The organism is Bacteroides sp. CACC 737 (genome assembly GCF_013874375.1).
GTDB lineage: Bacteria > Bacteroidota > Bacteroidia > Bacteroidales > Bacteroidaceae > Bacteroides > Bacteroides uniformis.
The window spans coordinates 3,880,836-3,893,355 of record NZ_CP059408.1 but is presented as its reverse complement, the minus strand read 5'-3'; the positions used below and the strand labels follow the sequence as shown (position 1 = coordinate 3,893,355).

Below are 12,520 nucleotides of genomic sequence, written 5' to 3'. Positions count from 1 at the left end.
AAATGCTATATTTTTGCAACGAGAAAAACAAAGAACTAAACCTATAAAAAAAAGAAAAATTATGGAACCGATTATCAATTCCCAACTTCCTGAATTCAAAGTTCAGGCTTTCCAAAACGGAAATTTCAAAACAGTATCCCACGAAGACGTAAAAGGCAAATGGGCCATTTTCTTCTTCTATCCGGCAGACTTTACCTTCGTATGCCCTACCGAACTGGTGGACATCGCCGAGAAATATGACCAATTCCAGGCAATGGGCGTAGAAGTATATTCTGTAAGTACAGACTCGCACTTCGTGCACAAAGCATGGCACGATGCTTCCGAAAGCATCCGCAAAATCAAGTATCCGATGCTGGCCGACCCGACCGGCGTACTGAGCCGCGCGTTCGGTGTGATGATTGAAGAAGAAGGTATGGCCTATCGCGGTACATTCCTCGTGAATCCCGAAGGTAAAATCAAGATTGCCGAAATACAAGACAACAACATCGGACGCAATGCAGACGAGTTGCTGCGCAAGGTGGAAGCTGCGCAGTTCGTAGCCACACATGACGGTGAAGTCTGCCCGGCCAAGTGGAAAAAGGGAGCCGCAACCTTGAAACCGAGCATTGACCTCGTAGGAAAGATTTAATTCCTAAACGGTGCCAAATGTGTTTCCCACTTTGGCACCGTTAGTTCCAATACGAGAAACCGACGGTACCCTCTCGTCCAACCTTAACAGCCCATATTAATCATGTTAGAAACAAGTATTTTAGATCAAGTGCGGAGCGTATTCCAGCATTTGGAAGCCCGCTATATCTTCCATATCACCTATAATCCGGAACACGAGCAAGCCCAAGAGTTCATCGGGTTCTTGAATAATGTGGCAAGTTGTTCCGAGAAGCTGTCCTGCCTATTGACCGAGACCGACAACCCAGGACTGGAATTCACGTTACTGAAAGAAGGTGTGGAGACCGGCATAAAGTTTCGGGGCATACCCAGTGGACACGAGTTCACCTCTCTCCTGCTTGCCGTACTGAATGCCGATGGAAAGGGGAAAAATCTACCGGACGAAGCCATCAGCCGCCGCATCAAGGCCCTGCAAGGCCCCGTCCGCCTGCAAACGTATGTATCACTGACCTGCACCAACTGCCCGGACGTGGTACAAGCCCTGAACATCATCACACTCCTGAATCCGCAAATCACTCATGAGATGGTGGACGGCGCCCTCTATCAGAAGGAAGTGGATGCACTGAAGATTCAAGGCGTGCCGTCTGTCTACGCCAACGGCAAACTGTTGCACGTGGGTCGGGGTTCGCTCGGCGAATTGCTGCAAAAGCTGGAACAGACCTTCGGTAGCGCTCCGCAAACGGACGAAACACCCATACAAAGAGAATTCGACGTATTGGTGCTCGGAGGCGGTCCTGCCGGAGCTTCCGCTGCCATCTACTCAGCCCGTAAAGGACTGCGGGTTGCCATCGTTGCCGAGCGTATCGGTGGGCAGGTGAAAGAGACTGTGGACATCGAAAACCTTATTTCTGTTCCACAAACTACCGGAACAGAGCTTGCCAATGCACTCCGTACCCATATAGAGCACTACCCGATAGAGATTTTCGAGGAGCGGAAGATAGAGAAGGTGGAATTGCAAGGCCGGGAGAAGAGTATCTCCGTTATAGGCGGCGAAGTGTTCACCGCACCGGCAGTGATCATTTCAACGGGTGCCAGCTGGCGCAAACTGAATGTGGAAGGCGAAGCAGAGTACATCGGACGCGGCGTAGCTTTCTGTCCGCATTGCGACGGACCATTCTATCAAGGCAAGCACGTAGCCGTCATCGGTGGAGGCAACTCAGGTATCGAGGCTGCCATCGACTTGGCAGGCATCTGCAAGAAAGTAACCATATTCGAGTTTGCCGATACGCTGAAAGCCGACCAAGTGTTGCAGGAGAAAGCCCGAAATCTGCCAAATGTGGAAATCTTCACCTCGTCGCAGACCACAAAAGTCGATGGAAACGGGGAAAATGTAACTTCCATCCGCATCAAAGACCGTCTTACCGGCGAGGAACGCGACTATCCCTTGGATGGTATCTTCGTACAAATCGGTCTGGCAGCCAACAGTGCCCCATTCCGCGACAGCTTGGAAACGACTCCGGCAGGGGAAATCAAAATCGATACTTTCTGCCGTACGACACTTCGGGGAGTATATGCCGCAGGAGATGTGTCAAATGTTCCTTATAAGCAGATAGTCATCGCTATGGGCGAAGGGGCTAAAGCGGCGCTTTCAGCATTCGATGACCGTATCCGCGGAGTTATTTAGGAAATATCACCCATAAAGAAGCATAGGCAGGGAAGCACACGTTAAGGATTGGCAATCTTCAGCTCTTGAATCAGATTACCTGCCTTTCCATATTTCTCAATCATGAACAACATGTAACGCACATCCACCCCGATGGTGCGCTGCATCTTCGGTTCATAAAGGATGTCGCTGCTCATAGCTTCCCAGTTACCATCGAAGGCAAGTCCCAGAAGCTCTCCTCTGGCATTGAACATGGCACTGCCGGAATTGCCTCCCGTAATGTCGTTGTTGGAAATGAAGCAAACGCTCATTTCACCCTTTTCATCGGCATATCTGCCAAAGTCACCGGAGGAAAGGAGGGATACCAATTCGGGCTGTACTTCAAAATCCACATCGCCTGCATGGGCTCTGACTTTCTCCAGAATGCCCATCGTGGTGGTATAATAATCATATTTCACTCCGTCGGACGGAGCATAGCCGCACACAGTGCCAAAACTCAAGCGCATGGTGGAGTTGGCATCGGGATAGAAGTTACGGGATGCGTACATCCGCCGCACGGCAGCATTGAACAAGCGCTCATTCCGCTCGATTTCACCGGAGGCCTGCTGGACCTCCATGTTCATCTCGAATAGTTTTGTAATCAGATCAATACCCAGACTGATGGCAGGGTCGTTATATATCTGATAGGTGGTGTCCTGCTCCAAGAAGCGCTTCAATCCACGGGGCGTGGTCAGCTCCGAACGGGCATAAAGGCTGTCTACGTAGGTACGCTCGTTGCCTCCGTATTCTGTTGCAATTGTCTGGTAGAGCTCGGGAAGGTAGGTCGAATCCACTTGGGAACGGTATTCTTTCAGCAGTGCCGCGAACACTTCCTTGTCAATGCCCAAGTCCAGATTGGCATACTTCTCAACGATGGCTTTCAGATTGGCAACCACCGTTTTCTCTTCGCCCTCAAAGTCGAAACTAAGGATGGACAAAGCAAGCTGTATCAGCTCCGGGCCGTTCAGGAAAGACTCGGCAAAGTAAGCCCTGGCGCGATAAGCTTCGCGGCGGCTCTTGTAGTTCAACTCCAAATCAGTGAAAAGGTGCAGCAAGTGTTCCCGTTCCTTTGGGGTCTGCTGTATCCATCGGCGGAGTTCGGTTTCCAAGGCACGCTTCTTATCCAGCACATGCAACTTTTTAATGGTACGGTTCACCCCTATGCTGTTCTTCCAGTAATTGGAGCTTTCGTCATATTTGGAAGCATACTTGATACGGATGCTGTCGCGGCTATCCATTTCACGCTTCCAGATGGCCTGCTTCACACCACGGACATCTATCTGCGCCTGGTTGGTGGTAGTCATCATCTCTTCGATGCCGAAAGAGGAGAGGTAGCGTTCCGTGCTGCCCGGATAGCCCAGCGTCATACAGAAGGAACCTTCACGGTAGCCGTCAAGGGAAATCGGGGCTACATATTCGGGACGGTAGGGAACATTGTCGGGAGAATAATCGGCAGGGCGGTTATGCTTATCGGCATAGATACGGAATACGGAGAAATCACCGGTATGGCGCGGCCATTCCCAGTTGTCAGTGTCCCAGCCGAACTTGCCTACCGAGGAAGGCGGTGCAAACACCAGACGCACGTCATTGTAATCGCGATAAACGGAAAGCCAGAACTCGTTGCCTCCATAGTAAGCATCCACAATGCCTACCAACGTGGAGTCCTTGCGGGAAACTTCTTCGCCGATAACCAGCATCACCGAATCGACCGCACTCGTACGCCCCGCCTCATCCATATCCGACTTTACCGCCCCAAGCACGCGGTGGGTCACGTCTTCCTGACGTAAAAGGAAACGTACATAAAGTTCCGGATTAGGAAGCTCCTCACTAAGATTATGTGCCACAAAACCATCCTTCAGATAGTCGTGCTCCACAGACGAATGCTGCTGTATGCTGCTGAAACCGCAATGATGATTGGTAAACACCAGCCCGTCCCCGGACACCACCACCCCGGAACAAAAGCCTCCGAAGCTGACTACCGCATCCTTCAGCGACGGGCGTTTCGTATTGTATAGCTTATTAACAGGCATCTGCAAACCCAGCTCTTTCATGGTCCGGCGTGTCTGCTTGTTCAGGTTTCCCAGCATCCACATCCCTTCATCCGCTTGTCCCGGCAGAGAGAGGAGGAAGCAGACGGCTATCAGTATAAATCTTAATTTCATGCCAAATAAGTATATTTCTACCCCCTCGGGGGATGTTGTCATTCCGTAATCAGCCTCAATTGCTTGGCTCCCGTACGTGCCTTGAGCCATTCGGCAATCTTTTCCTTCTCGTGAGCAGCCGGGTGTTTGCCGAACTTCAATACGGCAAGGGTCACTGTATCCACCCGTACCGAATCTACCGTCAGTTCAATCGCATGAGATATTGAGACTGTCTTCACCGATGGATAGAGCACCTTCAACTCGGGAATAATCTTTTTGCCCAATTCATCGAAGGTTTTATATCTTTCCAGATTCTGTTCAAGAGTTTCAATCTGCTGTTTCTGCTCCACCAAGCGCTGCTCGCTGTTCTTGTAGAAATCTTCCATCACCATGGCACGGATGGAAGAAATATCCACCGCTTCGTTGTTCATGCCCTGAAGCACAATCAGCTTGGTGTTATCGAGCTTATAGTCCTTCATCTTACTGCGGGCAATGGCAATGGAAGCTTCGGGCACCTCCTGCCCTATCAACACTACACGTATTTCATGACCCTTGCCGTCATGGTGAATCTTCTTGTCCAATACCTGCGTATTCTCAAAGGAGAGTTGCTCGTTGACAAAGCGGTTGGCGGCACTTTCAAAGAAGGTATCCTGAATGATTCCTACCGTCAGATACACAGCAGGGCACATGGTCAGCACTGCAATCAGGATGATGTATTTGCGCACTTTCTTCTCCCTATTCTTGTCTACAAACTCCTTACGCTGGAAATGCATCACACGCACCCCTACAAAAGTGGCGAGACTGATAAACACGGAATTGATAAAATAAAGGTAGAATGCGCCGAGGAAGTAAATCAGATTGCCCGTTGCCAGCCCGTAACCTGCCGTACAGAGAGGTGGCATCAGCGCCGTGGCAATGGCAACGCCGGGAATCACATTTCCTTTCTCTTTGGTAGAAAGCGCAGTCACACCTGCCAAGCCTCCCATCAAGGCGATGAATACATCATAAATAGTGGGCGATGTACGTGCCAGCAATTCCGACTGCCCTTCGGCAACGGGGCTGACCAGAAAAAATATGGTAGCTGTAGTCACACTGAACAAAGTGGTTATCAGGAAGCTCTTCAATGAACGTTTCATCAATTCAAAGTCATTCAGTCCCACGGAAAGCCCCACACCCATAATAGGTCCCATCAGCGGTGAGATGAGCATAGCACCGATAATCACAGCGGTGGAGTTCACATTCAGCCCCAACGAAGCCATGAATATGGCGAATATCAGAATCCAAAGATTGGCTCCCTTGAATTCCACTCCCTTACGGATGGAGTCTACAGTTTCCAGTTCATTGTCCTTGTCTTTACGCAAATCAAGATACTCTTTCAGAAAGGTCTTGACGGCAAAGGAGTTTCTTTTATCAGAATCCATAATATTTACGATTTGACGATTTACGATTGAATTTACTGTTTCCTTATCAGTTTGTTGATGACGGGGATACTGCCGAGAGGCATATCACGCCACACGATGTAGACCACAAAGACCAGCAACAATATAGTTCGGTATGCCATACGCAGGTAGATATTATCTATCGGGACATACTCTGCTGCCAGGTAGAGAACTGCCGCAAGTAATACATAGCCGCCAATGGCTTTCAGGTCATACTGAATGGGATACTTCTTCTGCCCCACGAAGTAAGACAGCAGCATGGCGATGCCGTAACCGCAGAAGCCTGCCCAGGCACAAGCCATATAGCTGTATCGGGGAATCAGAAGTATGTTCATCACTACCAGTACCGTGCAACCTATCAGGGAGAAATAAGCGCCCCAACGCGTCTCGTCAATCAGCTTGTACCAGAAGGAAAGATTGAAGTAGATACCCATAAAGATTTCGGCAGCCATCACGATGGGCACTACCCGCAACCCCGGCCAGTAGTCGCGACCGATAATATGGCGCAGGATGTCCAGATAGAACATGACAGCGAGGAATGCCAGCAGTGTGAAGATGATGAAGAACTTCATGGCTTGCGCATACATCTGCTTGTTGTCCTTGTCCCGGCTCTTCCCGAAGACAAAAGGCTCGTATGCATAGCGGAAGGCTTGTGTAAGCATCGCCATCACCATGGCAATCTTGCTGGCAGCCCCATAAATGCCCAACTGTACGGAAGCTTCCGCCTCATCCGGATAGACAAAAGGAAAAATAATCTTATCCGCCACCTGATTCAGGATACCTGCCAAGCCGAGTACCAGCAACGGCAGACAATAAGCAAGCATCCGCTTCAGCAGTTTTCTGTCCAGCACGTAGGCAAACCCACGCAACTCCGGAATCATGCAAAGCATGATGGTAGAGGTACATATCAGATTGAAAAGGAAGGCATAGCCCACGTCATCCCCTTTCATCCCTACATAATAGAGCAGATTCAGTGCAATGTTCAGGAAGATGAACAGCAGTTTGAGTGCCGCAAACTTAATGGGACGCTTCTTGTAGCGCAAATAAGCGAAAGGAATGCTTTGAATAGCATCCATCGCCACCACAATCATCATCATGCCCACGTACCAGGGATGGTCACCATACTCCAGCCATCCGGCAATGGGGTTGAGGAACAGCAATCCCAATGCAAGAAAGGTAAGCGCCCCCACACTCACACTGAGCAATGTCGTGGAGTACACCCGCATCGGGTCATCCTCTCCTTTATTGGCAAAGCGAAAGAAACCGGTCTCCATGCCGCACGTCAACAACACCAGCATGAGCGCCACCCACGCATATACATTCGTCACTACGCCATAGCCTCCGCTCTGTGCGGACATCGCCATGGTATATACGGGCACCAGCAGGTAATTGAGGAAACGCCCCACAATGCTGCTCAACCCATAAATGGCAGTTTCTTTTGCCAATGATTTTAATCCGGCCACTTCTTTAATGGTTGTTATGAACACAAAGGCACGGAGGCACAGAGTTTTTTAGGATAAGAGGAAAGAGAGACTTTATGTCTCCGCATCTCTGTATTCGTTTTCTTAAAATGAATCACTCGTCGCCAAACAAGGTACGCTGGCTACTATAGAGGCTTCGCCCCAGATGCTTGTAGGCAAGCTCCGTCACTTCACGCCCACGGGGAGTGCGTTTCAGGAAACCTTCTTTTATCAGGAACGGTTCATAGACTTCCTCTATCGTACCTGCATCTTCGCCCAAAGCAGTGGCGATGGTAGTCAATCCCACCGGACCGCCTTTGAACTTGTCGATGATGGTACAGAGTATCTTATTGTCTATCTCGTCCAGACCATACTTGTCGATATTCAGAGCCTCAAGGGCAAACTGTGCGATTTCCGTATCGATACTCCCCGAACCTTTCACTTGGGCAAAATCGCGTACACGCCGTAGCAATGCATTGGCAATACGCGGTGTGCCACGGCTGCGGCTCGCAATCTCGGCGGCAGCCCTTACGGAGCAGGGTACATCGAGAATGCCGGACGAACGACGTATAATGCCGCTCAACACATCATCATCGTAATATTCCAGATGCAGGTTGATACCGAAACGGGCACGCAACGGAGCTGTCAACAGACCGCTACGCGTGGTAGCTCCCACCAGCGTGAAAGGATTCAAATCAATCTGTATGCTTCGGGCAGAAGGGCCTTTGTCTATCATGATGTCTATGCGGTAGTCCTCCATGGCTGAGTACAGATATTCCTCCACTACGGGGCTCAACCGGTGTATTTCGTCGATGAAAAGTACATCATTGGGCTCCAGGCTGGTAAGCACTCCCGCCAAATCCCCCGGCTTGTCGAGTACCGGACCGGAAGTTATCTTGAAACCTACGCCCAGTTCGTTGGCTATGATATTGCTGAGTGTTGTTTTTCCCAATCCGGGAGGGCCGTGAAGCAACACATGGTCCAGCGCCTCGCCACGCAGGCGGGCAGCTTTCACAAATATGCGCAGATTGTCCACCACCTTGTCCTGCCCGCTGAAATCCTCAAAATTCAACGGACGGAGAGCGTTCTCGAAATCACGTTCTCGGCTGGTGACGGGCTGCTGGTTGCGTATATCAAAATCTTCTTGTTCCATTCCAGATTCCTTTGTTTTCTGCAAAATAACTAATTTATTTTGAGATAAGCGATAGAAGGAATGATAAAACACTGCCTCTCGTCCATCAACGCTTCATGAACTCCTTCCGCTCCTCGTCCGAAAACTTCTCTATCGCATAGCGCAACATGGTACGGGGTATCGTCCTGCAATGCTTCTCCAAGAATTGCACCAGCAAGTCCTTGTCCCGCTTACCCATCTCCCGGAGCATCCATCCTACCGCCTTTTGCATCAAGTCATGCTTATGATGGAGCAGCCGTTCCGAAAGGGCTAATATATCGATGAAATCACCATTTTTGATAAGAGTATAGGTAGATACCACAGCAATGCGCTGGTCCCAAAGCAGCGGACTATCCGCCAGCCGGTAGAGGTCTTTACGAAGTTTGTCTTTCAAATATTCGCCCACAATGCCGGGGGCAGACAAATCGACCAAATCCCAATTATTGATACGGCCCGTTTGCGAAAGGTAAAAGTCATAAATCTCCTTTTTCCCCTTTTCATCGCTCTTTTTGAATCGCTCCACCAACATCAGCAAGGCACAAAGGCGACACTCGTGCCATTCACTCTGAAGCAAGGTTGCCATTACCCCAAAAGGTTCGTGCTTGTGCTGCTTTGCCACCTGCCGGGTGTTGGGTACCACCACTCCCAGAAACTTATCCCCCTCGCCATACTGCCCCTTTCCGGTCTTGAAGAAACGGGGAAGATACTCCCTTTTCACCGGGTCGATATACGCCTCCAATTCCTGCTGAATCTGTACCGAGATGCACGCCACTTCTTCTGCCGAAAGCACACGTTCGCACAAGACGGTTTCCACTGCTTCATTCTTCTTTTTCATCCTTCTCTCATTTGATTTACACGGATTTGAATTCATCCACCAATGGACAAAAATATAACATTTATATAGAAACTATGGAAAGTTATCTTTAATTTTGCAACCGGTATGTCCAATCCTTAAAACCGTACGACATGTATAAAGCTGTTTTGGGAGCAATCTGCTGCCTTTCTTTCGCACTATCCTTACATGCACAATCTCCACAAGAAAAGGGGTTGCAAAGCATCAGCCGCACTTCGGCCAAGGCTATTGTCGGCTTTCTGGCCGACGATGAGCTGCAAGGACGCGAAGCAGGCATGCACGGTTCACGACTGGCTGCCCGCTATCTGGCATCCTGCCTGAAAGAAGCCGGCATTGCCCCGCTGGAAAAGGACAATTATTATCAACCCTTCGAGGCATACAACAAGGAACGCCAGCAACGGGGACGGTGGCAAGTGCATCCCGACTCCATCACCATCCTCAAACAAGGCACCCACCGCATCCTGCAGATGAGCAATGTATTGGGAACCATCCCGGGAGAACGACCGGATGAATATGTCATCGTAGGTGCCCACTTCGACCACCTGGGTACGGACGAGACGCTGGCAAACGACCGGATATACAACGGTGCGGACGACAATGCCTCCGGTGTCTCTGCCGTCCTGCAGATAGCCCGTGCATTTCTTGCCACCGGGCAGAAGCCTCTGCGCACGGTCATCTTTGCCTTTTGGGACGGAGAAGAAAAGGGATTGCTCGGCTCCAAATACTTTGTACAAAGCTGTCCTTTCATCAGCCAGGTGAAAGGTTATCTCAATTTCGACATGATAGGCCGTAACAATAAGCCCGAGCAGCCTCAACACGTTGTCTACTTCTACACCGCCGCCCACCCCGTATTCGGCGACTGGCTGAAGCAGGACATTGCACGCTACAGCTTGCGCCTGCAACCGGACTACCGCGCCTGGGACCGCCCCACGGGAGGAAGTGACAATGCTTCTTTTGCCCTGTGCAACATCCCCATCATCTGGTACCACACAGACGGACATCCCGATTATCACCAGCCTTCGGACCACACCGACCGGCTGAACTGGGAAAAAATGATAGAAATAACCAAAGCAGCTTTCCTCAACGCCTGGAATCTTGCTAACGAAAACAAATATTAATCCACTAGAAACAAAGTAACGATACATGGTTTTAAATTACATCTGGGTAGCTTTCTTCGTCATCGCATTCATCGTAGCCCTCTGCAAACTCATCTTTATGGGTGATGTGGAGATATTCACAGAACTCGTCAACTCCACCTTCTCCTCTTCCAAAACAGCTTTTGAAATATCCCTGGGACTGACAGGAATACTCGCCCTCTGGCTCGGCGTGATGAAAATAGGCGAAAACAGCGGCATGATCAATGCCCTCTCCCGTTGGCTGAGTCCGGTATTCTGCCGTCTCTTTCCCGAAATACCGAAAGGACATCCTGCCATGGGCTCCATTTTCATGAATCTCTCTGCCAACATGCTGGGGCTGGACAATGCCGCTACTCCGATGGGACTGAAAGCCATGAAGGAACTCCAGGAACTGAACCCTAAAAAGGACACCGCCACCAATCCGATGGTCATGTTCCTTGTACTCAACACTTCAGGACTGATACTTATCCCCGTCAGCATCATGATGTACCGCTCGCAGATGGGTGCCGCCCAACCCACGGACATCTTTATCCCCACACTGATAACGACCGCCATCTCGACCATTGTCGGTGTCATTGCCGTCAGCATTGCACAACGCATCAACCTGTTGAACAAGCCCATACTTATCCTGATTGGCTGCATCAGCCTTTTCTTTGCCGCGCTCATTTATCTGTTCACACAGATTAGCCGTGATGAAATGGGTGTATATTCCACTTTAATTGCCAACATACTGCTGTTCTCCATCATCCTGCTGTTCATCCTCTGGGGGCTATGGAAAAAAATCAATGTATACGATGCCTTCATCGAAGGGGCCAAAGAAGGCTTCACCACTGCCATACGCATTATCCCTTATCTGGTTGCTTTTCTCGTTGGAATCGCCGTTTTCCGCACTTCCGGCGCCATGGATATACTGGTGAACGGTATCGGTTATGTAGTAGGACTATTCAGTGTAGATACCAGCTTTGTAGGTGCCCTACCCACTGCCCTGATGAAGTCACTGAGCGGCAGCGGTGCCAACGGACTGATGATTGACACCATGAAACAGTATGGCGCCGATTCATTTGTAGGACGCATGAGTTGCGTGGCACGTGGCGCTTCGGACACCACATTCTATATTCTTGCTGTGTATTTCGGCAGCGTAGGTATCACCAAAACGAGGAATGCCGTGACGTGTGGGCTGATTGCCGATTTCTCCGGCATCATTGCAGCGATTATTATCAGTTATATGTTCTTCTTCTAAAGAAACTGTCTTAATCACAGGAATGTAATTTCAATCGTAAATCGTAAAATTGTAAATAAAATGATTAGTTATCAGACAGACGGCGTTGAAATGCCCTCCATCAAGAAGCGTGAAACAACGGAATGGATAAAATCCGTAGCCGCCACTTACGGAAAAAGAGTCGGTGAAATAGCCTATATCTTCTGCTCGGACGAGAAGATACTCGAAGTGAACCGCCAATATCTGCAACACGATTATTACACAGATATCATCACTTTCGACTACTGTGAAGGCAACCGCCTTAGCGGTGACCTCTTCATCAGCCTCGATACCGTACGCACCAATGCGGAACAGTTCGCCGATAACAACTACGAACGTGAACTGTACCGGGTCATCATCCACGGCATCCTCCACCTTTGCGGAATCAATGACAAAGGGCCGGGAGAACGGGAGATTATGGAGGAGGCGGAGAATAAGGCGCTGGCGATGCGGTAATTCCAAAGAATAAAAACTCTGTCTTGATAAAGTGCTGATTTTACCAAGACAGAGTATTTAAGAAAAACAAGTTACTTTGCCAACACAACGACAACTAACGGGTGATATTTGTCTGTTCCTGATTCGATGCGGGCATCCACACCATCTATAGTTACTCTAATAAGTTCAACACTGCCATAACCATCATTATACTTCCAATGGGAAATGATGGAATGTTCCTCTCCGTCACCAAAGATATAGGGACAAACAAACGTACGCCTCAATACTTCAGACTTCTTGTCATATTTATATCCATCCT

Annotated in this window: 11 protein-coding genes; 5 read left to right on the top strand and 6 right to left on the bottom strand. The window is 49.6% G+C overall.

What is annotated here, in order from left to right; genetic code table 11:
- The first annotated feature begins 61 nt into the window (after nt 1-61).
- Nucleotides 62-628 carry an alkyl hydroperoxide reductase subunit C gene (gene ahpC / locus H1A11_RS16175; protein ID WP_117599875.1) on the top strand — a complete coding sequence of 189 codons (567 nt, stop codon included), beginning with the start codon at nt 62-64 and terminating at the stop codon, nt 626-628.
- A gap of 102 nt (nt 629-730) precedes the next feature.
- Nucleotides 731-2,290, top strand: coding sequence for an alkyl hydroperoxide reductase subunit F (gene ahpF, locus H1A11_RS16170; RefSeq protein WP_174646509.1), 1,560 nt, complete (start codon nt 731-733; stop codon nt 2,288-2,290).
- A gap of 41 nt (nt 2,291-2,331) precedes the next feature.
- Here the strand turns inward: ahpF and H1A11_RS16165 are convergent, their stop codons facing one another.
- The 5 genes from H1A11_RS16165 to H1A11_RS16145 all read right to left on the bottom strand — a co-directional run bounded on the left by H1A11_RS16165 (nt 2,332) and on the right by H1A11_RS16145 (nt 9,354).
- Nucleotides 2,332-4,470 (bottom strand): S46 family peptidase, encoded by a 2,139-nt coding sequence (locus H1A11_RS16165; RefSeq protein ID WP_181757448.1) that lies wholly within the window; start codon nt 4,468-4,470, stop codon nt 2,332-2,334.
- A 38-nt stretch (nt 4,471-4,508) separates the two neighbouring features.
- Nucleotides 4,509-5,870, bottom strand: coding sequence for a TIGR00341 family protein (locus H1A11_RS16160; protein ID WP_117599877.1), 1,362 nt, complete (start codon nt 5,868-5,870; stop codon nt 4,509-4,511).
- A gap of 32 nt (nt 5,871-5,902) precedes the next feature.
- Nucleotides 5,903-7,351 carry a lipopolysaccharide biosynthesis protein gene (locus H1A11_RS16155; protein WP_117964361.1) on the bottom strand — a complete coding sequence of 483 codons (1,449 nt, stop codon included), beginning with the start codon at nt 7,349-7,351 and terminating at the stop codon, nt 5,903-5,905.
- 112 nt (nt 7,352-7,463) lie between these two features.
- A complete protein-coding gene (gene ruvB / locus H1A11_RS16150; protein WP_034525480.1) occupies nt 7,464-8,501 on the bottom strand; it encodes a Holliday junction branch migration DNA helicase RuvB in 1,038 nt (345 codons plus the stop codon).
- Nucleotides 8,502-8,586: 85 nt separating this feature from the next.
- The gene (locus tag H1A11_RS16145) at nt 8,587-9,354 is read right to left on the bottom strand and encodes a DNA alkylation repair protein (protein ID WP_181757447.1); all 768 of its coding nucleotides are present in this window, start codon (nt 9,352-9,354) and stop codon (nt 8,587-8,589) included.
- Nucleotides 9,355-9,485: 131 nt separating this feature from the next.
- Between H1A11_RS16145 and H1A11_RS16140 the strand changes: the two genes are divergently transcribed.
- Genes H1A11_RS16140 through ybeY form a run of 3 tightly spaced genes read left to right on the top strand, consistent with a single transcriptional unit; the run spans nt 9,486 to nt 12,222 of the window.
- Nucleotides 9,486-10,490, top strand: a complete 1,005-nt coding sequence (locus H1A11_RS16140) for a M28 family metallopeptidase (protein WP_181757446.1) — start codon at nt 9,486-9,488, stop codon at nt 10,488-10,490.
- Nucleotides 10,491-10,515: 25 nt separating this feature from the next.
- Nucleotides 10,516-11,748 (top strand): nucleoside recognition domain-containing protein, encoded by a 1,233-nt coding sequence (locus H1A11_RS16135; RefSeq protein ID WP_117964322.1) that lies wholly within the window; start codon nt 10,516-10,518, stop codon nt 11,746-11,748.
- A 60-nt stretch (nt 11,749-11,808) separates the two neighbouring features.
- The gene (gene ybeY, locus H1A11_RS16130; RefSeq protein WP_005826129.1) at nt 11,809-12,222 is read left to right on the top strand and encodes an rRNA maturation RNase YbeY; all 414 of its coding nucleotides are present in this window, start codon (nt 11,809-11,811) and stop codon (nt 12,220-12,222) included.
- A gap of 71 nt (nt 12,223-12,293) precedes the next feature.
- On the opposite strand, the gene H1A11_RS16125 is transcribed toward ybeY, so the two are convergent.
- Nucleotides 12,294-12,485 carry a hypothetical protein gene (locus H1A11_RS16125; RefSeq protein ID WP_226791286.1) on the bottom strand — a complete coding sequence of 64 codons (192 nt, stop codon included), beginning with the start codon at nt 12,483-12,485 and terminating at the stop codon, nt 12,294-12,296.
- Between the last annotated feature and the right edge of the window lie 35 nt (nt 12,486-12,520).